We start from the raw sequence: 24,469 nt of genomic DNA on the forward strand, positions 1-24,469 counted from the left end.
GCCTCCTGTTTCTTGGACTTTATTTTCGTTGTCCAAGAAACGGGAGGCAGTTCAGGGCTACCGGGGCTTTCCCTTCGGCTCCAAAACCGAGGGGTTACTGCATCATGCCCATGATGACGTCAAAGAAACGAATCACGATGATGCCAAAAATCAGAATCAGCCACAGGCCAATCGCGAACCACGACCAGGCGCGGGCGCTTTCGCGAACCGACGGCGAGGCGGGAATGACGCCAGCCGAGATGTTGCGCACCGTGGTCTTCACGAAGAGGGTGATGGTCATGACCCACACGATCATGCAGAACAGGCAGAGAGCGTTGATATGGAAGGTCGTCTCAAACCACAGCCACATGATAAAGGCCGCCGCGGCACCCAGGCCGATGTTCAGGCAAATCCAGAACCACCGCTTGAACTGTGCCCCGGCCAGAATCGCCGCGCCAATCGTCACCACGATGGAGAAACCGACCAGGCCGATAAAGGGGTTCGGGAAGCCGAAGGCCTCGGCCTGCGGGGTGCGCATGACCGTGCCACAGCTCAGCAGGCCGTTGATGTCGCAGACCGTGGTGTGGCCGGCGTCAACGTAAATCTGCAGTCGCTCGTACACCAGAATGGCAGCGGAGGCCAGGGCGATGAGACCGGCACAAATCAGCCAGCACCCCAGTCGGCGATCCATGGAGGTCGTCGTTCCCTCCGCTCCCTCCAGCCGACCGGTGTGTTCGTTCTCGGCCTGGGGCGGTCCGGTGGTACTCGATGCGGCGGTACTCATGCGACTCCTTGTGGTAGTTGGTTGACCGTGGTGTGTCACCGTGGTTTGTCCGGAATATGCCGTGCCCCGTTCTGCTCGCGGTCCCGGAAGGACCGGAGGCGAGCTCGGGTCGGGTGGTTTCGTCCCGCTGGGCGGGCCCGAGCCGAGGCTTCGGGAACGGGCGATATCCGGTGGTGCACGGAGGCACCCCGGATTCGGCATCTCAACTATCCTAGCCTCTTCCGGCGGTAATCAGTACGTCATCCGACCAATTATTTCGCGATACCGCGCTTTTTTGGCCCGTTCGGGGTCAGACGTAACCGTTTGTTCTCTCTCGCTTCTTTCCCGGGGTCTTCGGGGATTTGGGCCGTCCGGCGGTTAGCCGGGCTAGTCCTCCTCGGAGTCCTCGTCGCCGAAGAAATCCTCGGTGTACGAGTCGCCCAGCGGCAGGCCCAGCGAGTCCTCCAGCGAAGAACCCTGCCCGGGCTCGCCGCCCAGCTCGGCCATGATGTCGTTCAGCAGCTCGTCCGGCTCAGCCTCAGAAGCCGCCGCAGCAGCAGCCGCCAGGGTCGCCGCGGAGGCGGCACCCGCAGAACCGGCGTACAGGCCCGCCTCGGCGGGCAGCTCGTCCGGCAGTTCCTCGGCCTCGGCACCGGGGGTCTTCGCCTGCTCATGCGCAGCCAGCAGGGTACGTGCCTCGCCGATCACGGTAATCGAGCCGGTAATCAGCACACCCGCCGACTCCTGCTCGAAGAGGGCGTTCTCCATGGCGGTGGCAATCGCTTCGTCCAGGTGCTCAAACACCTCAATCGAGTCCTCGTCAATGCCAGCGTCCAAGGCGAGCTTGTGCAGGCGCTCCGGGGCAATCGCGCGCGGCGAATCCGAGGCCGACAGGTACAGGCGGAACGTGCCGTCCGAGGCGTCCACGTACTCCTCGCGCATGGTCTCGAACATGCCCAGGGCGTCCTTCTCCCCCAGGATGCCGACCACGGCGTGCAGGTGCGAAAGCTTGAACGCCTCGGTCAGCGCGGCCGCGGAGGCGCGCACACCGTGCGGGTTGTGGCCAGCGTCCAGGATGGTCAGCGGCTCGGTACGCACCACCTCCAGGCGGCCCGGCGAGCGCACCAATTCGAAGGCAGCGCGCACGACGTCCTCGGGCAGCTGACGCTGGCCGCCGAAGAACGCCTCCACGGCAGCGAGAGCCACCACGGCGTTCTGCGCCTGATGCGCGCCGTGCAGCGACAGCGGCACGTCCGGGTACTCCCCCGCCAGGCCGCGCAGGGTCAGCAGCTGACCGCCGACCGCAAGCTCGCGAGAGACCACGCCGAACTCCACTCCCTCGAAGGCGAAGGATGCCTCCTTCTCGCGGGCGGAGGCGAGCAGGACGTCGGCGGCCTCGGGCTCCTGGACGGCCGAGACGAGGAAGCCACCGGGCTTGATAATGCCCGACTTCTCGGTTGCGATCTCGGCAAGGGTTTCACCGAGCATATCGGTGTGGTCCAGACCGATCGGGGTGACCACGGAGACCACGCCGTCAGCAACGTTCGTGGAGTCCCAGGTGCCGCCGATACCGACCTCGAGCACCACCACATCCACCGGCTCATCCGCGAAAATCGCGAAGGCAAGCACGGTAATGGACTCGAAGAAGGTCAGGGCAGGCTCGCCGCGGGAGGTCATCTCGGCGTCCACGATCTGCAGGTAGGGGGCGATTTCCTCCCAAATGCGCACGAAGGTGGCATCCGGCACGGGCGCGCCGTTGATGCAGATACGCTCGGTGACACTCTCGAGGTGCGGGCTGGTAAAGCGGCCCACGCGCAGGTCGTGGCCGAGCAGCAGCGCCTCAATCATACGGGCGGTGCTGGTCTTGCCGTTCGTGCCGGTAATGTGAATCACCGGCGCGGCACGGTGCACGTCGCCGAGGATTTCGACGGCGCGGGCTACCGCGTCCAGGCGCGGGGCCATCTTATTTTCGGGGGCGCGCGCCAGCAGCTCGCCGTAGACCCGCTCCACGCCCTCGGGATCGGGAATTGCGGGGTAATTCTTCTCGCTCATTGTTCTCCTCACTGGGATAGCCGGTTGCGGCACCGGCCGAGTCCCCGCCGTGCGGCGGGATAGACGACGGGCCGCCCCGCCCGTGAAGGGGCGGGACGGCCGTACGGTTCAGGCGTATTAGGCCTTAGCCACGCTGATGGACAGCTCGGGGCCCTCGGTCAGCTGCAGGGACACGGCGAGGGTTTCGCCGGTCACCAGTGCCTCGTTGGCGCGCAGGGCTGCCAGGGTCTCCTCGGGTGCCGCGATGCTCAGGTTGATGCGGTCCGCCACGTTCAGGTCGGCGTCCTTACGTGCCTGCTGAATAGCGCGGATGGTGTCGCGGGCGATACCCTCGGCCACCAGCTCGTCGGTCAGCTCGATGTTGAGGACCAGGAAGCCGCCGGGCAGAACAGCCGCCGCGGTGTGCTCGGCGCCCTCAGCGTCAGCGGCAACCACGGTTGCCAGCTCGTACTCGCCCTCTTCCAGGGCCAGACCGCCGTCCAGAGCCTTCACGCCGACCAGGACGGTACCGTCCTCGGTCACGGTCCAGTCACCGGACTTGGAGGCCTTGATGGCCACCTGCACCTGCTTGCCCAGACGCGGGCCAGCGGCGCGAGCGTTCACCTTCAGCTGCTGGGAGATGCCGTAGTCAGCCGGGTCGACGGTGTCGGCGCTGACCAGGGTCACCTCGCGCAGGTTCAGCTCGTCCTCGACGATGGTCGCGAAGTACTCCGCGCCCTTCTCGCCGAAAGCGGTGCCCAGGGCTGCGAACTGCTCGGGGGCGATCGCCACGGTCAGCTGCTGCAGCGGCTGGCGCACGCGAATCTTCTTCTCCTTGCGCAGTGCCGAACCGGCAGAGCAGACCTCACGCACGGTCTGCATGAGAGCCAGCAGGTCAGACTCGTCGGCGAAGGCGGATGCCTCGGGCCAGTTAGCCAGGTGCACGGAGCGTTCACCGGTCAGGCCGCGGTAGATTTCCTCGCTGCTGAGCGGCAGCAGGGATGCGGCAACCTTCGACACGGTTACCAGCGCGGTGTAGAGGGTGTCGAATGCGTCGGTGTCCTCGTTGAAGAAGCGCTCGCGGGAGCGACGCACGTACCAGTTGGTTAGCGCGTCGGCGTACTGGCGCAGGTACTCGCAGGCGTTCCAGATGTCGTAGGAGTCCATCGCCGCGGTGACCTGCTCAATCATTTCGCGGGTCTTGCCGAGGATGAAGCGGTCCATCACGTGCTGCGAGTCGTACTTGAGCTTGGCGCTGTAGCCCTCACCGTTGTTGGCGGCGTTAGCGTACAGGGCGAAGAAGTGGTAGACGTTCCACAGCGGCAGCATGACCTGGCGAACACCCTCGCGGATGCCCTGCTCGGTCACGATCAGGTTGCCGCCGCGCAGGATCGGGGAGGACATCAGGAACCAGCGCATCGCGTCGGAGCCGTCGCGGTCGAGGACCTCGGAGACGTCCGGGTAGTTGCGCAGCGACTTGGACATCTTCTGGCCGTCTGAGCCGAGCACGATGCCGTGGCTGATGACGTTCTTGAACGCGGGGCGGTCGAAGAGCGCGGTGGCCAGCACGTGCAGCACGTAGAACCAGCCGCGGGTCTGGCCGATGTACTCGACGATGAAGTCTGCCGGGTAGTGGTTCTCGAACCATTCCTGGTTCTCGAAGGGGTAGTGCACCTGTGCGTAGGGCATGGAGCCGGAGTCGAACCAGACGTCGAGCACGTCTTCCACGCGGCGCATGGTGGACTTGCCGGTCGGGTCGTCCGGGTTCGGGCGGGTCAGCTCGTCGATGTACGGGCGGTGCAGGTCGGGTTCGCCGTCCTTGTTCAGGGGCAGGCGGCCGAAGTCTGCCTTGAGCTCTTCGAGGGAGCCGTACACGTCGATGCGCGGGTAGTTCGGGTCGTCCGAAACCCACACGGGGATCGGGGAGCCCCAGAAGCGGTTACGGGAGATGGACCAGTCGCGTGCGTTCTCAACCCACTTGCCGAACTGGCCGTACTTCACGTTTTCCGGGATCCAGTTGATCTGCTTGTTCAGCTCGTACATGCGGTCCTTGAAGTCGGTGACCTTCACGTACCAGGAGGTGATTGCGCGGTAGATGAGCGGGGTGCGGCAGCGCCAGCAGTGCGGGTAGGAGTGCACGTAGGACTTCTCGCGAATCAGCACGTCGTCTGCCTTGAGGGCGTTGATGATGGTGCGGTTCGCATCGAACGCCTGCACGCCCGCGATTTCTGCCAGGGCGGTCGAGCCGGATGCGGTGGGCTCGGCGAAGAGGTGCAGGAACTTTGCGCCTTCGTCGAGGGAGAGGATCACGGGGATGCCGTAGCCTTCACAGACCTTCTGGTCGTCTTCACCGTAGGCGGGTGCCTGGTGGACGATACCGGTACCGTCGGTGGTGGAGACGTAGTCAGCGACCAGGATCTGCCAGGAGGTTTCGGTGCCCCACTTTTCGGTGTCTGCGAAGTAGTCCCACAGCGGGGTGTAGCGCACGTGCTCGAGCTGGGAGCCGGTGTAACGTGCGGTGACGGCTGCGGCGGCATCCTCGGCGGGGTTGTCGCCTTCGTAGCCGAGGTCCTTGGCGTAGGAGCCGAGCAGGTCGGTGGCGAGCAGGAAGGAGCGACCCTCGAACTTGCCTGCGCCGGGTACGACGGAGTATTCGATCTCGGGTCCGACGGCGAGCGCCTGGTTGGTGGGCAGGGTCCAGGGGGTGGTGGTCCAGGCGATTGCCTCGACGCCCTCGAGCTCTGCGGCGACCTTCTCGTCAGCGCCGAGGGCGGTGTCTGCGGTGAGGCGGAATGCGACGGTGACGGTCTGGTCCTGGCGGTCCTTGTACACGTCGTCGTCCATGCGCAGCTCGTGGTTGGAGAGGGGGGTCTCGTCCTTCCAGCAGTAGGGCAGCACGCGGAAGCCCTGGTAGGTCAGGCCCTTGTCGTAGAGGCGCTTGAACGCCCAGATGACGGACTCCATGTACTCGACGTTCAGGGTCTTGTAGTCGTTTTCGAAGTCGACCCAGCGTGCCTGGCGGGTGACGTACTTTTCCCACTCGTTGGTGTACTTGAGCACGGATGCGCGGGCAGCGTCGTTGAAGTTGTCGATGCCCATTTCGAGGATTTCGCGCTTGTCGGTCATGCCGAGCTGCTTCATTGCCTCGAGTTCTGCGGGCAGGCCGTGGGTGTCCCAGCCGAAGCGGCGTTCTACCTTGTGGCCGCGCTGGGTCTGGTAGCGTGCGACGAGGTCCTTGGCGTAGCCGGTGAGCAGGTGGCCGTAGTGGGGCAGGCCGTTGGCGAAGGGAGGGCCGTCGTAGAAGACGAACTCGTTCTCGCCGTTTTTACCGGCGGGGCGGTTCGCGATGGATGCGGCGAAGGTATTGTCCTTCTTCCAGTAGTCGAGGACCGCTTCTTCGAGTGCGGGGAACTTGGGCGATGCGGTGACGCCGCTTCCTGCGGCTTCGAAGGCACTCGCCTTGGGATATACGTTAGACATTGGGTGCGCCCTTATCTTGTTGTTCTCATCGTTGAGGCAACGGGCGCGGTACGCGGGTGCGTGCACTCGTCGCCTCTCAGCCGGTGAGGGTTGACATGACGGGTGCAAGGACGCCTGGGCATCACTAGACTGCCGGGCTGTGCCGGGGCTTAGGATGCGGCGCGGTACCACCTTGCTTACTGAGTTAACCAGCTCAACGCACCGAACCCTTCCGGGGCTGCGTGGCGTCGCGTGTCCGCGATGCCTAGCCACCGGAAGAGCGGCGCGTTGGGCGGGTATCAGTCGCTTATTACAGCTATATCGGGCTTAACCGTCCGGTTCTACTGGGACTACATCTCTTCCGCTAAGACGCCCTCGCCGCAGCGATTGACGGGCGCCCGCAGGTGCGGTCCGTTCTTCCGAATTGCTCGCCGGTGATGGCCGGGTCGTTGCAAACACTAATAGTTTATGTGGCTTTTGGTTCCGAATGCAACCCCGATCGGTGTGGGTTTGAACGCCTTCACTCCCCTACTGTCCTCACAGGGTCCGGGGAATAGACGGGTCACTCTTCCGCGAGTTTCCGAGCCCCGAGGGTCCTTAATAGACCCCCGCGAGCCGCGCACTCGGATGTGCCACCCAATGTATGTTTTTGCATCGACGCATTGTGGCTTTAAGTTGGTTTTGAATTTTGGCATCGAATTTTTGAAAGCACCTTTCGGGCGACCACAAGATATTGGGTTGAGAAGAAGACTCGTCCACTAGATATTCATCCCGCAAATTTTTTCGCCCCTCCACCCCCGGTGTGGGAACTAATTCTTGCGACCCGCGGGGTGATGTATAGCGAGTGAATAGAGTGCATATTCGGGGATTGCGGAGTGATTTTCCTTGGCTAATTAGCCCGCTTTCTTCGCCCATTCGATAGATTTCAGACCCTCCCGAGGGGAGTTGCGCGCCCCACTCACCCTGTCTCATTGCCAGAAATTTAGTCACTCCCCCAGAGGTTCCAGGTCTTAAATGTGACATAAATCATGCTCTCCAATGTGCTTCGCACCCGCCTGTCACCTCCCCTACTCCCGTCATCGTGATGCAATCTCGGCACCTTGGAATCGACTACCGCCATCCGGATTCAAAATTCCCCCAGGGATTACCAAGGCTCAATTTCATGCATTTTGAACTCAATTAATATAAAATAATCCATATATGCATCAATGATGATTCTAGGGCTTCTGTCATGAGGAACCCGTCAAAGCTGACGGTTCCAGACCTGCACGAGCTGGATTAGTGCAAACCGTAACGGCGCACATCCCGCGGTTTCATCGTTGATTCATGCGTGCGCTCCGTCCCAACGGCAGAGCACGCCCAAGGCACCTTCCGGCCTTCCGGTTACGCAGCCGGGTTTGTCCCGCGCGAACCACGACTATCACGAATACGACCACGCCCCCACCCCGGGTGTCCCGAGCCCATCTCGGGATAGATTCAAGGAGTTCACCGATGTTCTCACCCTCTTCGAGCGCCCGTTCCAACACCTTGAAGTTGACCGGCCAGTACACCGGCGAGTATCAGCCGACCACTTCATCCGCCCCGGCGCAGAACGTGCCCAAGCCCCTCAAGACTGTTCCCCACCGTGACGAACCGACTTTCGAGGGTGCCTACGAGACGTTGCGTGCGTACTATAGCGCCCTCATCACCACGCTTAAGGATGGACGCTACGCGTCTCAGGCGGTGGAGCTAATCCATCCCGAAGATCGAAGCGCTATCGCTGAGATTAACGCGGTCAAGGAACTCTACGAGCAGAAGGGCTGGTACATGGAGTTCACCTGTAGCATTTCGATGCAGAAGACGGAGCCGGTGGGCGCGGTGAAGGACGGCGACGGGTACGTGCTGATTCATGTTGATGCCGAGTACTCAGCCACCGCCGTTCACCAGCCCGACGGCACCGAGCGGAAGGTCCCGGCCGTCACCCAGAATTCCACGCCACACGTCATGCTCTTCGCCGAGGGTAAGTGGTGGAGGATTAGCGTCCCCTACATGAACGAGCGTCTAGGAACCGGTTCGGATTCTTCCGGCAGCTCCGGCGATTCTCACGGACCCGCCGGTGTCTAGGGCCGCTTGATTCCGGGTGATTCTCATCGGGTAGGTTCAGCATCTGTTCCTCCCCGAGTTCGGGTTAGCGTGCACTTAAAGATAACGCTCAGGGTTTTTTGACGAACCTTTCAAACGGGTCACCTATAGTCGAACCCGGATGCTCCCCCGCGTTCCTCGCACCGAGGTTTTGGGGCCGAGCATCCGGGTATATCCGTACCGCGCACCATACGACAGGACCCCCGCAATACCGGCGTACACACAAACGCCGCACCACGCGGGCCTACATCAGGAGGCCACGATGTCTTTCCTCAATCAAGCACCCAGCCGACGCAATATCCTTCTGGGCGGTATTGGCCTTGCCGCTCTTGCCCTGGCCGGATGCGCCAAGGATGTCCGTCCGCTTGCCGACGGGTCGGCTTCCCCCACTGACTCGCCCAGCGGTTCTCCCAGCGACTCCCCCAGCTCTTCCGGCAGCGCGTCCGCTTCGGCTTCCTCCAGCGCCTCGGGCAGCACCCGAATCATCCCCGAGGATGAATACCTCAAGGATAGTGACAAGTACCTCGGTCCCCTGAAGTACGAGTACAAGGAGCTGTCGAACAAGTACGTCGAGGCCACCGATACCTCCCCCGCGAAGAACGTCCCCACCCCGGTCATCGATCAGACGGCGCGGCGCACCAACACCCTCGAGGGCGCCTACAAGACCCTGTGCGCCTATCAGAGTTCTTACGTCTACCTCATGCGTACCGGCACGATTGAGTACGCTATCAACCTCATGAACAAGGACGATACCAAGCTCAGCGCCGAGCTTCTCAACGTCCACACCCTGTATTCTAAGGGCGGTTGGGTCAAGGGCTACGAGAACAAGATGAGTATTCTCTCGGAGTACAGGACGCGCGCTTACGCCTCGACTGAGCTGAGCGCGGTGTCCTTCCCCTGCGAAGACTGGGCGAGCGAGTTTACGACCTATCAGAACGGCTCGAGCCAGGTTCAGGAGGCAAGTACGATTCAGGTTCCCGTGATTCTGGTCTTTGACCAGGGTAAGTGGAACGTGACCAGCGCGGAATTCTTCAGGTCTGAATACAGCGAACGCTTCAAGAAGATTTTCGCTGGTTCCGATGGTTCCTCTTCGAGTTCCTCCGGTGGCTCATATTCCGGTACCGGAGTCTAGACCGAGCTGGCCGATTTGCTTCCACGCTATGAGGGCGGGGCGGGTATCAATTCAACTGATACCCGCCCCGCCCTTCGTCTGGACCTTTAGCCTGTGCCTTCCGTCTGCGCTGGTGACGATTGTGACGCAACCAATTGCACGGCCAATTATGCCGAGCGAACGGAAGCCCGTGTTAAGCCCCCCAGTCCGGCAGCCGGCCCACGCGCGCGTTCCGAACATGACGATAGCCCCGCATCCCTGGCAACTAGGAAAACCAGGGACGCGGGGCTATGCCTTGATGCCTCACGCTCCTCCCCTGCGGCGGGCATCGCACCGGGAGTACAAACGGAGCATGAACACAGCGGAACGTTACGAGGTGGCACGCTCGCGCAGACGCTCGTGAACCTCGCTCACGAAACGGTTCTGATCATCGCGGGCGTAGTACACGACCTCGCCAATCACGGTGATGGCGGGCGGCTTCACTCGGGCGCAATCGGCCTTCGCATTCTCCAGGGTCGTCACGGTAACCCGCTCGTTCTCGGAGAACCCGTTTTCGATGGTCGCCAACGGCATCTCGCCCTCAATCCCACGAGAGAGCAGAGACGCCACCGTATCGGGCAGGGTGCGCACGCCCATCAGCAACACCACGGTGCCGGAGGCACGCAGAGTTGCCTCGACCGCAGCCAGGTCATCCTCGGAAAGACCCGAATGGCCGGATACCACGGTGAAGATCGAGGACACGCGGCGCAGGGTCACCGGGATACCGGCACGTCCGGGAACGGCGATAGCGCTGGTGATACCTGGGATCACCTCGGCCTCCAGGCCCGCCGCGATGCACGCATCCAGCTCTTCGGCGCCGCGACCGTACACGTACGGGTCGCCGCCCTTCAGACGCACCACGGTCTTACCCGAAAGCGCGTAGTCAATCATGAGCTGCTGGATGCGGGACTGCGGAACAGCGTGCTTACCGGGCACCTTGCCCACATCGACGATGAGGGCGTTGGGGGCGTACTCGCCGTACTCCTGCGGGGCGAGGTGATCCAGCAGGACCACGTCCGCCTCACCCAGGGCACGCACAGCGCGCAGGGTCAGCAGGTCGACGGCGCCGGGGCCGCCACCGACAATGTAGACCTTGCCGGGGTGCTCGGCGCGCTCACCGGGCAGGGCGATACCGCGCTCGGTCACGCTGTCATCCAGGCTGTGACCGGGCGCCCCGCCCGCGAGCACCTCGTCAATCGTGGCGAACTCGCGGGGCGGGAACGGCGGAATCTTCGGGCCCATACTAGGCTGCCGGAACCGGGTTGAGGTCACCGGGCTTACCCACGGGAATCTTGGTACCGGTCACCAGAACGGTGTTGGACTCGCCAGCCTTGACGGCCGCAATCTCCTCGGGGGTTGCGGGGCGAATCTGCTCGCGCTCCAGCACGAACAGGTGCGATGCCTCGTCGCTGCCGTTGGGCTCGTTGATGAAGGCGCGGAAGCGGCGCAGACGACGCTCGTCCTTCAGGGTTGCAGCCCACTCGTCCTCGTAGGAATCCACGTGACGCTGCATGTCGCGCTCGAGGTCCTCGCACACGCCCAGGGAGTCCTCGATGAGGACGGACTGCAGGTGTGCCAGACCATCGCCGTGCTCCTCGTCCAGGTCCTCAAGCCAGCGAGCGGTACGCTGCAGCTTGTCCGCGGTACGGATGTAGTACATCAGGTAGCGGTCGATATAGCGCACGACGTCCTCGCTGGAAGCGTCCTTGACGAAGAGGCGGCCGTGGGCGGGGGTTGCGCCACCGTTACCACCCAGGTACAGGTTCCAGCCGTTGCTGGTTGCAATCAGACCGACGTCCTTGCCCTGAGCCTCGGCACACTCGCGGTTACAACCGGAGACACCGAACTTAAACTTGTGCGGGGAGCGCAGGCCGCGGTAGCGGTTCTCCAGGTGGACTGCCATACCGACGGAGTCCTGAACGCCGAAGCGGCACCAGCTCGAGCCCAGGCAGGACTTCACGTTACGCAGGGACTTACCGTAGGCCTGACCGGATTCGAAGCCAGCGTCGACCAGGCGTTCCCAGATGTAGGGCAGCTGCTCGAGGCGGGCACCGTACATACCGATACGCTGTGCACCGGTGATCTTGGTGTACAGGCCGAACTCCTCGGCAACCTCGGCGATGACGGCCAGCTTCTTGGCGGGAATCTCGCCGGCGGGAATACGCGGGACGACGGAGTAAGTGCCGTCCTTCTGCATGTTTGCCAGTGCGCGGTCGTTGGTCTCCTGCAGACCACCGCGGCCGGAGTCCAGCACGTAGGAGTTGCGGAAGGAGGAGAGGATCGATGCAACGGTCGGCTTACAGATGGCACAGCCGTCGCCGCCGTGACCGAAGCGAGCAATCACGGAGTCGAAGTCGTCCAGGTTGGTCAGACGCACGGCCTCGGCCAGCTCCGCACGGGAGAAGTCGAAGTGCTCACACAGGGCCTTGGAGACGGTCAGGCCCATCTTCTTCATCTGCTGCTCGAGGGTCTTCTGCAGCATGGGCACGCAGGAACCACACTGGGTACCGGCGGTGGTGCAGGCCTTCAGGGATGCCACGTCGTGGTTACCGTCAACGATGGCCTCACGCACGGTGCCGAAGCTAATGTTGTTGCAGGAACACAGGATTGCGTCGTCGGGCAGTTCGGTGTCGGGGATGCCGTCGCCGCCGCCAGCTGCGGTCAGGTAGACGTTCGGCTCGGCGGGCAGCTCGCGACCCAGCAGGGGCTTCAGGGAGTCGAAGGGAGCGGTGTCACCGACGAACACGCCACCCAGCAGGGTCTTGGCGTCGCCGCTGGTCACGATCTTCTGGTACATGCCGCGAGCGGGGTCAGCGAACAGAACCTCGAGGCAACCCTCGGTGGTACCGCGGCGGTCACCGAAGCCGGCCACCTGAACGCCGGAGAACTTCAGCTTGGTGGCGATGTCGAATTCCTCGACCTTTGCCTCTTCGTTGTCGTTGAGCAGGTTGGCTGCCACTGCGTCGGCCATAGCGTTAGCCGGTGCAACCAGACCCCAGGTGCGGCCCAGCACGCAAGCAACCTCACCGATAGCCCAGATGTGCTCGTCGGAGGTGTGGCAGGCGTCGTTGACGACGATACCGCCGCGCTCGCCAATGTGCATGTCGGCGGCGAGAGCCAGCTCGTCATTGGGGCGAATACCGGCACCGAAGACCACCATGTCGGCGGGCAGGGTGCGGATGTTTGCGTCCTCGGAGGGAGAGTCTGCGATGGAGACGGAGACGACGTTACCGTCGGCATCCTTGTTGATACCGGAAATGAACACGCCGGTCTCAATATCAATGCCGGTTGCCTTGATCTGGGCGTTCACGGCGTAACCGCCGCCCTGGTCCACCTCGACGGAGAGCAGCCAGGGAGCCACGTCCAGAATGGTGGGCTCCGCGCCGAGTTCCTTCAGGCCCTCAGCAGCCTCGAGACCGAGCAGACCACCACCGACAACGATGCCGCGGGGTGCGCGGCCCAGGGTGGACTGCAGGCGGTTGACCTCGGAAACCATGTTCTTCACATCATCGACGGTGCGGAAGACGTGTGCGGCGTCCGAGTTGAGAATGGGGATGCGAACCGCGCGGGAACCGGTTGCGAAAATCAGAACGTCGTAGGGGTACTCGTTGCCCTCGGTGTCGGTGACGACGCGGCGGTTACGGTCCAGCTTCTCGGCATGGCAGTTGTTAACCAGGTTGATGTTCTCAGCGTTCCACAGCTCCGGATCGCCGAGGGTCAGATCCTTCTCGGGGTCCTTGAAGAGCTGCTCAATGGCAACGCGGTCGTAAGGGGTGTAGGGCTCATCGTTCAGCACGGTGATGGTGTCTGCGGCACGACCGGCTGCCTCTGCGCCCTCGTGGTATGCGCGAACAAAACGCCATGCGGCGGGTCCTGCACCGACAACGAGAATGTTGCGGGGGGTGTTCGACATAGATTTTCCTTTCCTAGTTTGCGATGCGATAGCTCTGCATCCTCGCCGTGGGCGGCGATTATGTCCCTGGGATTCGTCCCGTAACTTATTTGCGGCGCACATGCCGCAACACGGAAATCCCGGATTTGCCAAGATAAGGGGGTCGTACCAACGGAGCGCAAGGCCCCGCGAAACCTCTTATCTTCTGCAACTCCTGAAAATTACGAAACATTTTTATGTGGGATTATGTTGTTTTCTTCAGGTGCTCAAAAGCGATTCCGAGCTACGACTTTCATCGTACATGGTAGCGCAGGGTACGGATAGCCAAAATCAGCATTTTGTGAGAAAAAATTCTGAAAAACTTCCGCGGAATAACAGCCCAGACGAGGGTATACATACCCCCGGTGGCAGTGGATTTAGGTAAGGCTAATCTATAAAATTTAGGGTTGTATTTTAGGGTGAAAATAACCTTTAGCTTTCTCGCGTGCCCCATTTCCCAATGTGGGTTTCATAGGGTAAACTCCAAACAAAGAACACGTGAATCGCAATTACGCCCAAACCGTAATTGAGCTCGCCCCCGCGCGACACACACCGTTTCGAAAGGAAAACCCCATGGCCGATAACTGGGTCCGCATCTGCGCCGAATCCGATCTTGAAGAGAACTGGGGCGAAGTCGCTCTGGTCGACAACCATCAGTACGCCATCTACAAGACCAAGCACGGCATCTACGCCAGCGATCACCTCGACCCGCACAGCCAGGCACTCGTTCTGGCCCGCGGCATTATCGGCGAGAAGAACGGCCACTCGACCATTACCTCCCCCCTCTACAAGGAGGTCTACGATCTGACCAACGGTGAGTGCCTCTCGGACTCCTCCTACTCCCTCAACGTGTACCCCGTTGAGGTCCGCGACGGCGATGTCTACCTGCTGGCCAACTAATTCGGACGGCTCATAGACAACTCAAATTAACGAAAGGCCCCCGCTTCCTCTGAGGAAGCGGAGGCCTTTCGCGCGGAACAAGCCCAAATAGTTCTTAGGCGGCAAGCGCCTCATCCATGCGATCGACAAAGCACTCGGCCACCACCCTGGCGGACGCAGGGTCCTGTGCGTTCACCAGCGGCGTGGCGACCTTCACCGGCAGACCGGTTGCCTCAGCATCGCGGCGCATCTTACCGGCAAAGAAACCCTCCGCCAGCAGGTATGTTGCGGCGAACTCCGGCTTATACTCGGCCACCACCTCGTGGAACTTCGGGTCAATGGAGGCAATGAAGCCGTGCTGAACCTGGGTTCCCAAGGCCTCGGAGAGCAACTCGGCGGCACGCTCCATATCGGCGCGGCCATCGGCGCGGGAGGAACCGGCGGCGCCCTGCACCACGACAGAACCGTTCTCGGGGGTCCAGCCGGCCTCTTCAAGGCGGGTCCGAGCCAGGCGAGCCAGACGGGAATCGGGACCGAGAGACTCGGCAATCACGATACGTTCGATGCCGCTCGCGCGGGCTGCCCGGCGCAAATCCACCTGGGTATGGAACCCGGTAGAGAGCAGAATCGGGACAATAACGCAGGGCTCGTCCTTGGGCAGAGCCGCCGCAGCATCATCCACGCTGGGCGATTCGACATCAACATAAGCCTCGTGCACGCGGTATTCCACGCCGTCAGTACGCTGGTCCAGCAGGGAACGCACCTGTTCGCGAATCAGGGCGATGGCTTCACGGCCGGCAGCGGAGTCGGTACCGTGAGAGGTCGCGAGAACATTCAAAACAGTCATGCTCCCATTGTATGAAAGGAACACCCCGCTCCCCCACTCATGAACACGAGTGACGAAGCGGGGTGTTGCACGAAGGCTAAATTTTAGCTCTTGCGACGACGAGCCACGACCAGTGCGGTACCTGCAGCCAGGGTGATAGCGCCAGCTGCGGCGGCGAACATAGCGCCGGATGCGCCGGTCTGTGCCAGCTTCGAGGAGGAGCTACCGGAGGTCGAGGAACCACCCGCGGAAGAACCACCGTTAGAGGAACCACCGTTAGAGGAACCGCCGTTAGAGGAACCGCCGTTGGAGCCGCTCACACCCAAGTTGTCGGAGGCACCGGAACCAGCATCAGAACCGCCGTTGGAGCCACCCTTGTGGCCGGCTGCGTTCTGGTCGGCAGTGCTGCTCTCAGAAGCGGAAGCGCTCGCGGATGCAGACTCGCTTGCGGAAGCGCTTGCAGACGCACTAGCGGACGCCGATGCAGACGCGCTCACCGAGGGGGTCACGGCGGGAACGCTCGGAACCGCGGTCGGGGAAGCGCTCACCGATGCGCTCGGAGTTGCAGAAGGTGCTACAGAAGGCGCCACGGACGCGGTCGGCAGAGACGGCGAGGTGGGCTCCTCCGAAGGAACTGCGGTGGGTTCTGCGCTCTTGGTGGGCTCGGCGGTTGCGGAAGGCTCCATAGTCGGCTCTGCAGAAGGTTCTGCGGTCACGCTAGGCTCTGCAGTTGCCGAGGGCTCGACGGTCGGCTCAGCAGTTGCAGAGGGAACCTCGGTCGGTGCCACGGTCGGTTCTGCAGTCTTGCTAGGCTCTGCAGTCGGTGCCACGGTGGGCGCGACAGTCGGCTCAGCAGACTTAGTGGGCTCTGCGGTCGGTGCCTCGGTCGGAGCAACAGTCGGCTCCGCAGTGACGGTAGGCTCAGCAGAAGGCGCGGCAGTCGGCTCAGCAGTCGGTGCCACGGTCGGAGCTACGGTGGGAGCAACGGTAGGCTCAGCAGACTTGGTGGGCTCGGGTGCCGGGGTCGGTGCCGAGTTCGCTGCCAGACGGTTCAGCCACAGCTGATCCTCGTAGGTGTTCGGGTTCTCGAAGCTGGTCGGGTAGATAATATCGCCGTTGGGCAGCTCGAGAGCGTTGTAGCCGCCGCTCTTGTCGGTCTTACGCATCGAGGAGAGCACCACCTCGTTCACCTTGTTCAGGGTGTCATCCATGAACACCAGGCGGGAGCCGGATGCGTCCACCACAACCACGTTGCCCGCACGGGTCAGGAACATGGTGGCAACCTCGGTCTTCTCGAAGCCCTCAAGAGTTGCGGACTCGCGGACCACGCTGAAAGTGCCGTTCTCGTACTTGAGGATCTGCACCTTACCGCCGTACCAGTTGTTCCAACGGTAAATGTAGCCCTTGGGGCTGACCAGGGTCGAGGGCAGGGCGGTGTCGTAGCCTGCGGGTGAAGAGTTCGGCACCAGGGACACGCCGTTGCTGCTCATGTGCAGCAGGTGACCCTTCTGAACCGCCTTTTCGCCGGCCGCATCGTAGATGGAAGTCGACGGCGCGTACACGAAGCTGCCGTCGGGCAGCGGTGCGAGGGTCACGGTGTTGTTGGAGAACGAGTCGCCGTAGTACTCGTCGAGCGAGTATGCGTTCACAACCTGCGGGTCGATAGAATCGGGCTTCGGCAGAGCCTGCGAGGTTGCCTTGCCGGATGCATCAATGATGGTCAGCTTGCCGCCGCCCTGGCCGTCAATGCTGACGATGCCCCAGGTGTTGTTGGCGGGGTTGTAGCCGATTGCCTTGACGGTGGTGGTGCCGAGGTCTGCGTCGGAGTAGGTGCCGGAGGAGACGAGCTTACCTTCGGCGGTTACGGTGTACAGCTCGGGCTTGTTGGTCTCACTGTTGATGACGAGCATGCGGTTGCCGTCAGCATCCACCGCGAAAACGCCCTTGTTGGCCTTCAGGACGCCGGTGTCGGTCATCTTCAGGTTGGAGCTGGTCAGCACGGTGTAGGTGGTGTCGCCGCCGAAGCTCGGGGGTGCCACGTGCACGATGTGGTTCTGGCCCAGACGTGCGGTGTTCTGGGGCAGGTTCACGCCCGCGCCGGTGTTGTAGGACTCGGCGACGCTGTAGGCGCTCTTGGGGGTGTTAGCTGCGCTACCGTTGTAGGAGATGCTCAGCGGGTCGAGGCTAGCGCCTTCGTTGTAGAAGTCGGAGAAGGCGTGGTTACCGTCGGCGGTCAGGTTCGCGGAGATGCCGCTGATGCTGACCACGCCGTCCTTCTCGCTCTGCTTGGCGGTGCCGGTGCTCAGGGTCGCCATCTTGACTTCCATGGGGCCCTCGAACTTGCCGGAGGCGTAGTTCTTGGTGCGCACGGTCATGTAGAGGGAGCCGGTGCCGTCAGCGAGGTTCAGTTCCACGCGGGGGTTGGAGAATGTGAGGTTCAGGGCGCAACCGGTTTCGGGGTCCTGACCTTCGGCGCAGTGGCCGGTGAACCAGAGGCGACCGGCAGCCTGCAGGGTGACCTGCTTGCCGTCTTCAGAGACGGTGGTGGAGGTCGGGGTGAAGGTGAACTGCTTTGCGGTTGCGTCCCAGGCTGCGCCGTCGGTCATTTCGCGGGGCATACCGTTGTAGGACAGGAAGGAGGCGCGCACGCCCCAACCGAAGGACGCGCCTGCAGTTGCCTGGTCGCCTGCAGCGACGTTCTGTGCGGCAACGTTCTGTGCGGCGATATTAATGTTCTCGGCAAGAACGGGTGCCAGGGGCAGGGCGACAGCGCCAGCAACGGCGAGGGCGCAGGCTCCCTTGGAGAGGCGGGTGCCAGATGTGAAAATCTTCATTGGTGTGTATCCATACTATCGACACTGTTAGGACAGGCTTACTATATCGACAGTGTGTATATTTCTCAAGATATACACCAAATGAGCCGTTGTATGACAAAACATCTCACAGCACACCGACAGGGCAATACCCCCTCAACAGGCACCAGGGGCCATCACCACCCCAACCCCTACGCGACTAATCCTTCTTCGAAGCGTGCATACGTGACATACCCAAAGCACCCAGAACCATTCCACCACCAATGGCCAATAGTACGGCCAGTGCAGATGAGGAGGCCATCATGCCATGGGCCAAGTCGGCTTCTGAGGCCTTCACCCCGTCACGGCCCTTCTGTTCGGAACGCACCTGCGAGGAGGAACCATCCAACGTCGAAGACCGTCGCGATTGGGTAGCGGGCTCGGTTTCTGCGGGCGCACTCGTACGAGCGGTAGCCTGCTCGTCCTGTGCATCGCGTGTGCGGTAGCCTAGCGCAGATGAAGAAGAGGCAGCGGGGCGGGCAACGGCCTCCGTCCCCTCTTCGACAGAGATGGTGGGGTCCTTCCGGTCCCCGGCCAAGGCGGTTGCAGAACGTACGCCTCGGATCTTCGTCTTATTCCCGTCAGCCACTTTCACGGCATTCTGTTCCTCACCGCTCGAGGCCGTTGAGGGGGCCGCAGAAGAGGTGCCAGCCACTGCGGAGGATGAAGAATCCGAGGAATCATCAGTGGAGGTGTCGTCGCTTTCACCCTGGGAATTTCCGGTATTGTTACTTCCTCGAGAAACGGTGAAGCGTACCGTGCTGACCTGGACGTCTCCACCGCTGGTGGCGTCTATTGCCACTACCAAGTAGGTGCGACCGGTCTGTAGGGAGGCCCCGGGTACACCCAGCACCGCCTCAAAGCTTCCGGAGGAGAGATCCGAAGGGTTCACCCTCACAATAGCTAGGGCGTCGCCCACCGTATGCCCATCACCGTCGAGCTCCATGAGCATCAGGTCATACCCGTTGTCATTCGTTGCAAAGTTCTTGCCGCGCACCGTAACGGGCTTTACCGAATCGCTCGAGTTAACCTGAGAGTTCTGGATTGTCAGGCGAGGGCTATCTCGGTGATTCTGCCTACTTGCCTGAGCCTCGATCTTTTCGGAGCTAATCAGCTGAATATGCTCCGGTTCCTTTGTAACATTCGGAGACTGGGTCACCACCGGCTGAGGAGTGGGGGCTACGGTAGAAGGAATATGCGTGGGGCTAGGCTGCGGCGAGGGAGACTCCGGGGTGTCTTTCTTCTCTACCGGTGTGGAGTCGGTCGCCGAGGGGCCCTTCGAGGACGCATCCTCACCGTGGGGCGGGGTAACTCCCGACTGAGTAGAATACCGAGGATCGGAGGGAACCTCCACCAGGGTGTCGCGATCTCGCGTCAGAAAATCTACCCGCGTGATGCCGTAGGCCGCATCCGTCAGGGTGATGACGTAGAACGTTCCCTCAGCGGGCAAATCAAGCAGAAGCGCTACTTCCCCGGGGGAACCCCCTTCGGTCGGGGAGACAAAACGGTGGGTGCATTCCTCCGTCGACGTGCACGAAGTAACTTCTACCAGCACGCTCTCGGCAGAGATTCCCTGAGGAAAACCCGACCAAACGAGCAGGGCAGCACCGTTCTCACGGTGAATGGTCAGGTTAATATCACCCTCGTTAGGGCCATCGAAGTCGACGTTCGATTCCCCCTCGCGACGTTGCGTTATGGGGTCGTCCGAGTCGCCTGCTCCAGCGACATCGTGTAAAGAGGGCGTAGGGTCGGCAACAGTATCGACGGCCATGGATGGGGCAAGCACCCCACTCTGCAGTCCCGCAGCAAGGGTCGCAACGGCAACTACACGGCGTTTTATAGATAATGTGCTCATGCAATGTGTCTTTTCGTGGTGTTTAACGAGGTGCTCCCATCCCCGATTATTCTTCCAATCCCACACGGGGTAATCGACCGAGCCCTGGACAGAGTATCTATCCGGTGGCATCCACGCCATATGACCACTGAGATGTGGGGTCAGGGTAAGGAGGAGTCCACGTCTATATATCGGCTTCCTCAACCCTACCATGAACTCCGAGGTTTATTCACTCAAGGGTATTTTGACTCCCCTAAACGCTGTCTTTACGCTCGGGGAGTCAACAAGTCCCGTAGGTGTTTACCGGTGGAACACCCGAGACAGGGAGAAGGCATTCCTCCGAATGGCCATCCATACGGCGCCCGCCACCAGGCCCAATCCCACCAGTCCTACGGTCCAGAAGGTCACCCTATAGTCGGAGGCTTCCTCCATAACGTGTTCCGAAGAGGACGCCGCTTTCACGCCTTCCTGCTGTCCCGCGGTCGATCCGGAGTGCACCTGAGAGATAGGGGCGTTAACCTCAGCGGAACGGGAATTACCCTCCGTCTGACGGGTGGGGGTTAGCCCCTTGGCGCCATCGGTAGGGGTCACGGGCTGCACGGCAGATGCCGATCCGCTCTTTACGGAGGCGCCGTCCTCCCCATTAGGCGTTGCGGTATCGGACCCCGCGGCGTATGCCGAGGTCAGGGGTGACTGCCCGGCGGATGCATTGGTCTGGGGCGCCATAGTGCGCGCTTGCGCCAGAGCCTGAAGCCCCTGCTGACGGCGCTCGGCACGCGCCTGACTCTCACGGGTTGCGGTGGAATCGGCCCCGCTAGAACGGGAAGCGTTCGAGCTACCGTCGGCTGCATTAGAAGAAGCATGAGAGGAGGCGCTCGCGGAGTTATCGCTATTCGCGGTAGTGGACGTTGAAGTAGCGCCCGTTTCATCGCGGCGAGTGGCGGAGGATTCCGCGGTATCCTGCGATTTCCCGGCACTCACCTTAAACCGAACTGAGGCCACAGCGGTGTCGTTGTTCTGCTCATCGACGTACACCAGGTACGCGGTATAGACCGAATCGGTCTTGAGAAGCGACCCCGGAACGCCAACAGCCACCTCGAGTTCTCCTCCGGCGATGTGTGCAGCGTCCACATGGGTGTACGAGACGGCATCGCCTCGGGGATTACCCTGCATATCGGTCTCAAGGACCATCAGGTCGTACCCGTTCTCTCGGGCGGGCAGGTTCTTTCCAACAACGGTCACGGGCTTCGTCTCTGCGTCAGAACGCAGCTCGGCGTAGCGAACGTTCAGCGTTGGAGCGTTCAGGTTCGCGGTGTCTCGGGAGGAGGTCAGGCCTCCGGGTACCTCACTCACAATCTGAGTGCCGTGCTCCAGATCGCCCGCCGCTTTCGGGGTAGGCGAAATCGAGGGCTGCGGATAACGGGCCTCTTCACGCGCTTTAGCCAGGATATTCTGCGTTTCGTCGTCAAGACGGATTCCCGACGAGTCACTGTCGACGCCCCCATCACCGGCAGGAACGATATGGGGAATAAGCGAACCGGCAGTAATTTTGAACTCCCCGTATCCCTCATCGAAGCTGTCCATGTCGAGGACGGAGATGGTGTAGTAGCCTTCCTTCGGCGTACTCGGTAGCGTGAGCGTCAGAAGGGTAGAGCCGTCCTGGGCTTTCACTGCGCTCAGCTGCTGGGGAGTATAGGTGACTGCCTCTCCGGATGCTTTACCGGAGACGGTGTAGTACTGAACGGCCACGAGATAGTGGCTCGAATCACTGATGTACTTCTCTTCGTAGAGAGGTTGCAGATTGAGGGTTACCCGGTTCTGTTCCGCAGAATGAATTAGAACCTCAAGCGTATCGAGTTCAATGCTGAAATCTTGCGAGGGACAATTCTGAGGATTCTCCGAATTGAGAATAGTAATAATACACTGCTGATCGACAGAAAAACCGGTTCCCTCCACCGCGGAAGCATTGGGTAACACAAACATACCCGTAGTCGCTAAAACGGAAAGCGTCAGGGCGCGGAAAGTTCGAGGTCGTTGAGTGATCATAATAGTGCCATTTCAATCGAAGCGGACGCACAACGCGCTGATAAGGAGTAGCTCACCACAAGCCCCTCTAATGCAATAATTATGCGTGCCGGTACATCGGTTACATCCCAGCCTAACACGAGTATTAAGATTTTAAATTCATTGCATTTGTGTGCTTATTGTTAGGCAGTATATGCACCTCAGAGTAAAACACTGTATGGCCACCCCATAAAACATCGTTATCGAAAAATGCGAATGTTTAGAGGGAGGGCCGAACATCCCGCAAACAATTATTTCAATCGCCGTAAAAGCCCAGGTGCACGACATATAGTGTCCAATCCAAGCCCTGAACACAGGCCGCTCACGGTGTTATAACGCATAAACGTTCGTGCCGGGGGCCCGCAAATCCACCTCCTATAAACAATCAAAATCATTTACATGCCGTACAAGATTTGACAAAAATCCATTGCATAATGCGACACACATCTCACATAATGCAAAGACGCCCCGCGGTCGGTAATGCTACGCATCACCACCATGGGGCGCCTTTCGAGGTAAATTCTCTGCTCTCCCGCGCCTATGCGTTCGCGTCCATCGTCTCAGTTGCCACCGCTTCAGCAGAGGCCTCCGCCCGACGACGATACCGGTTCACCACCACGGCGCTACCCACGAAGACAACCGAACCGGCCAGCGCAATTCCCAGCGGCACGGTACCCTCCGGCAGGGGTACATCTTCCGAAGCGCTTGCCTCCAGTTTCTGAGAATCGGAACCACCGCGAGCTTTCGTGCTTCGCGTATAGAACCCCTCGGAGCTCAGGCGAGAACCTTCCCGTGTGGCAGAGGCAACGCTCTCAGTGCTTCCCGCTGAGGTCTGATACCCCATCAGATTCACGATGGTGCGTCCGCCAATAAAGGCTGCGTATCCCGACATGACCGGGGTGACGTTCGATGCGGTAACGGGGTTACTCGTGACCGCATGAGCCTGCGGGGTTGCCCGCGCAGCCGAGGCATGGGCATGAGCGACATGATTCAGAGCGACATCTGTCGAAGGAATATGGGGAACGGTTTCCCCAGCGATTCCTCGAGCCGACGAAGATTCAACCGCAGAGGGTGAAGCATCACTCGGTGAGGAGATATCTGCCGGCAGCTGCTCACTCGAAGAATGAACCACAGTGCGCTTAGGCTGATTGTTGGCGTCTGCAGTTGAATCCGCCGAGCTGGCGCGCTGAATAATGCTCACGCTGAAGGCAGAGGTTGCCACGAGCCTCAGCTCATCGGGAGACTCTCCTCCCACCGCCACCACCCGGTACCGCTTACCGCCAACGAGTGAGGTTCCGGGGACCTTCAAATCAGCCGAGAACGCGCCGTCCCTGACCTGCTCGGGGCTCACGTGGGTCGTGGCCAGGGGTGCGCCGACGGCTCCCCCGTCGGCAGGCATCTCGAAGACCATGACGTCATAGCCCAGGGAGCTCTCCCCCACGTTCTTGACGCGCGTGCGAATCGTCTGAAGATCGCTTGAGCCTCGCAGCTCCGCGGTGGAAATCTCAAGAATGGCCTCGCGGGTGTCTGCGGGGACCTGATTCGAGGAGCGGTTATGCACCAGGATACGGTCCCCCTCGGGCTTGGGCGTATCAGAAACGTCGGTGGTAGATTCGGAACTACGGGGCTCCCCCACATCACCGGGTTTCTCAGATGCAGTAGCGGAGGGGGTCGGCGAGGCGCTCTCCGAGGTAACCGGAGCCGGGGCCGGAGCGGCCGTGGGCTGCGGACGCTCCTCTCGCTCATCCTTCGAAGGCTCGGGATTCGGCACAGGATGGGGCACGGGGCTCACCGCATCGATGGGTGCACGCTGCACACCCGGGGTATCGGGGAAGAAAAGATTCTGACGTGAGGCGAGAAGACCCTCAACGCTCTCGCCGTATTCGGGGCTCAGCTCAACGAAAGAGGAGTTGCCGGTCTGAAGGTCGGTAACCTCCACCATGTAGGCCTGTTCAATATTTAGGCGCTGATGAATACTCACATCGAGATAGCCCTCATCATTCTTTGACACGGTCAGCTGCGAGGCGGGGACCACCATCGAGGCAACTTCCAGACCCTCCATAGTAACTGCCACCAGGCGCACCTGCACGTGGTCGAGAGATTTCACCCCACCCAGACCAATCAGGATGTAATCCTCACTCTGGCCTAGCAAATCCATGATGAAAACATCAACGTTCGTAGCGTGGGGTTCAGGAGTCTTCGCAGAGGGAGTCGCACCACGCGGCTGTGCATGGGCGGACGATACGAAGGAAGCGGGGGCCAAGGTTGCAGGGGCCAGCGTACCTCCCAGCCCGAGGGCTGCAGATGCTACGAGGGCCGCGCCGCGAGCAGTTCGCTGCGTGGTAAACATGGTCACCTTTTTCGTGAGTGAGTAAGTGAGCGATAGGTTGTGCAATCCCCCACGCTCAGAAGTTCGGAAGTGAGAGCGGGGAGGCGGCCTCTCTTATCGGTGACCATGTGCGTTTTAGAACGCGTTTTGCTCCGCGAGGGCGGAGCATAGAGAGAGTGGCAGTACCGCCGGTCAATGCACTCTAAATTATAGGTATAACCTTAGAAAAAGTTAAAGACGGGGGGACGCTT

Annotated in this window: 13 protein-coding genes; 3 read left to right on the top strand and 10 right to left on the bottom strand. The window is 61.2% G+C overall.

Annotation, left to right across the window (positions count from 1 at the left end):
- Positions 1 to 94 precede the first annotated feature (94 nt).
- From ADJ95_RS00005 to ileS, 3 genes are all read right to left on the bottom strand, one after another.
- Entirely contained in the window at positions 95 to 763 is a 669-nt protein-coding gene (locus tag ADJ95_RS00005; RefSeq protein ID WP_049331290.1) for a vitamin K epoxide reductase family protein, read from the bottom strand.
- 366 nt (positions 764 to 1,129) lie between these two features.
- Positions 1,130 to 2,794 carry a bifunctional folylpolyglutamate synthase/dihydrofolate synthase gene (locus tag ADJ95_RS00010; protein ID WP_049331291.1) on the bottom strand — a complete coding sequence of 555 codons (1,665 nt, stop codon included), beginning with the start codon at positions 2,792 to 2,794 and terminating at the stop codon, positions 1,130 to 1,132.
- A 117-nt stretch (positions 2,795 to 2,911) separates the two neighbouring features.
- Positions 2,912 to 6,253 (bottom strand): isoleucine--tRNA ligase, encoded by a 3,342-nt coding sequence (gene ileS, locus ADJ95_RS00015; protein ID WP_049331292.1) that lies wholly within the window; start codon positions 6,251 to 6,253, stop codon positions 2,912 to 2,914.
- 1,470 nt (positions 6,254 to 7,723) lie between these two features.
- On the opposite strand from ileS, the gene ADJ95_RS00020 reads away from it, so the two are divergent.
- Both ADJ95_RS00020 and ADJ95_RS00025 read left to right on the top strand, forming a co-directional pair.
- Positions 7,724 to 8,335, top strand: coding sequence for a DUF6318 family protein (locus ADJ95_RS00020; RefSeq protein WP_239662733.1), 612 nt, complete (start codon positions 7,724 to 7,726; stop codon positions 8,333 to 8,335).
- Positions 8,336 to 8,615: 280 nt separating this feature from the next.
- On the top strand, positions 8,616 to 9,485 hold the full coding sequence (locus tag ADJ95_RS00025; protein ID WP_049331293.1) for a DUF6318 family protein: 870 nt from the start codon (positions 8,616 to 8,618) through the stop codon (positions 9,483 to 9,485).
- Positions 9,486 to 9,833: 348 nt separating this feature from the next.
- Here the strand turns inward: ADJ95_RS00025 and cobA are convergent, their stop codons facing one another.
- On the bottom strand, positions 9,834 to 10,745 hold the full coding sequence (gene cobA / locus ADJ95_RS00030; protein ID WP_049331297.1) for a uroporphyrinogen-III C-methyltransferase: 912 nt from the start codon (positions 10,743 to 10,745) through the stop codon (positions 9,834 to 9,836).
- Between the two features lies 1 nt (position 10,746).
- Positions 10,747 to 13,416 (bottom strand): nitrite reductase large subunit NirB, encoded by a 2,670-nt coding sequence (gene nirB, locus ADJ95_RS00035; RefSeq protein WP_049331300.1) that lies wholly within the window; start codon positions 13,414 to 13,416, stop codon positions 10,747 to 10,749.
- A 591-nt stretch (positions 13,417 to 14,007) separates the two neighbouring features.
- Between nirB and nirD the strand changes: the two genes are divergently transcribed.
- Positions 14,008 to 14,334: a nitrite reductase small subunit NirD gene (gene nirD, locus ADJ95_RS00040; RefSeq protein ID WP_049331302.1), complete on the top strand. Its 327-nt coding sequence runs from the start codon at positions 14,008 to 14,010 to the stop codon at positions 14,332 to 14,334.
- Between the two features lie 94 nt (positions 14,335 to 14,428).
- Here the strand turns inward: nirD and ADJ95_RS00045 are convergent, their stop codons facing one another.
- The 5 genes from ADJ95_RS00045 to ADJ95_RS00065 all read right to left on the bottom strand — a co-directional run bounded on the left by ADJ95_RS00045 (position 14,429) and on the right by ADJ95_RS00065 (position 24,239).
- Positions 14,429 to 15,160 carry a sirohydrochlorin chelatase gene (locus ADJ95_RS00045; protein ID WP_065423965.1) on the bottom strand — a complete coding sequence of 244 codons (732 nt, stop codon included), beginning with the start codon at positions 15,158 to 15,160 and terminating at the stop codon, positions 14,429 to 14,431.
- 83 nt (positions 15,161 to 15,243) lie between these two features.
- A complete protein-coding gene (locus ADJ95_RS00050; protein ID WP_049331309.1) occupies positions 15,244 to 17,973 on the bottom strand; it encodes an HtaA domain-containing protein in 2,730 nt (909 codons plus the stop codon).
- 178 nt (positions 17,974 to 18,151) lie between these two features.
- Positions 18,152 to 19,762 carry an enoyl-CoA hydratase gene (locus ADJ95_RS00055; RefSeq protein WP_152691672.1) on the bottom strand — a complete coding sequence of 537 codons (1,611 nt, stop codon included), beginning with the start codon at positions 19,760 to 19,762 and terminating at the stop codon, positions 18,152 to 18,154.
- A 363-nt stretch (positions 19,763 to 20,125) separates the two neighbouring features.
- Positions 20,126 to 21,574, bottom strand: coding sequence for a hypothetical protein (locus ADJ95_RS00060; RefSeq protein WP_049331313.1), 1,449 nt, complete (start codon positions 21,572 to 21,574; stop codon positions 20,126 to 20,128).
- A gap of 853 nt (positions 21,575 to 22,427) precedes the next feature.
- Positions 22,428 to 24,239, bottom strand: coding sequence for a hypothetical protein (locus ADJ95_RS00065; protein WP_049331314.1), 1,812 nt, complete (start codon positions 24,237 to 24,239; stop codon positions 22,428 to 22,430).
- Positions 24,240 to 24,469 lie beyond the last annotated feature (230 nt).

Source organism: Rothia mucilaginosa (assembly GCF_001061665.1).
Taxonomy (GTDB): domain Bacteria; phylum Actinomycetota; class Actinomycetes; order Actinomycetales; family Micrococcaceae; genus Rothia; species Rothia mucilaginosa_A.

What these genes read in the sequence shown, in the direction of transcription:
- ADJ95_RS00005 (WP_049331290.1), bottom strand. Translation starts at nt 763, where the DNA reads ATGAGTACCGCCGCATCGAGTACCACCGGACCGCCCCAGGCCGAGAAC.
- ADJ95_RS00010 (WP_049331291.1), bottom strand. Translation starts at nt 2,794, where the DNA reads ATGAGCGAGAAGAATTACCCCGCAATTCCCGATCCCGAGGGCGTGGAG.
- ileS (WP_049331292.1), bottom strand. Translation starts at nt 6,253, where the DNA reads ATGTCTAACGTATATCCCAAGGCGAGTGCCTTCGAAGCCGCAGGAAGC.
- ADJ95_RS00020 (WP_239662733.1), top strand. Translation starts at nt 7,724, where the DNA reads ATGTTCTCACCCTCTTCGAGCGCCCGTTCCAACACCTTGAAGTTGACC.
- ADJ95_RS00025 (WP_049331293.1), top strand. Translation starts at nt 8,616, where the DNA reads ATGTCTTTCCTCAATCAAGCACCCAGCCGACGCAATATCCTTCTGGGC.
- cobA (WP_049331297.1), bottom strand. Translation starts at nt 10,745, where the DNA reads ATGGGCCCGAAGATTCCGCCGTTCCCGCCCCGCGAGTTCGCCACGATT.
- nirB (WP_049331300.1), bottom strand. Translation starts at nt 13,416, where the DNA reads ATGTCGAACACCCCCCGCAACATTCTCGTTGTCGGTGCAGGACCCGCC.
- nirD (WP_049331302.1), top strand. Translation starts at nt 14,008, where the DNA reads ATGGCCGATAACTGGGTCCGCATCTGCGCCGAATCCGATCTTGAAGAG.
- ADJ95_RS00045 (WP_065423965.1), bottom strand. Translation starts at nt 15,160, where the DNA reads ATGACTGTTTTGAATGTTCTCGCGACCTCTCACGGTACCGACTCCGCT.
- ADJ95_RS00050 (WP_049331309.1), bottom strand. Translation starts at nt 17,973, where the DNA reads ATGAAGATTTTCACATCTGGCACCCGCCTCTCCAAGGGAGCCTGCGCC.
- ADJ95_RS00055 (WP_152691672.1), bottom strand. Translation starts at nt 19,762, where the DNA reads ATGGCCGTCGATACTGTTGCCGACCCTACGCCCTCTTTACACGATGTC.
- ADJ95_RS00065 (WP_049331314.1), bottom strand. Translation starts at nt 24,239, where the DNA reads ATGTTTACCACGCAGCGAACTGCTCGCGGCGCGGCCCTCGTAGCATCT.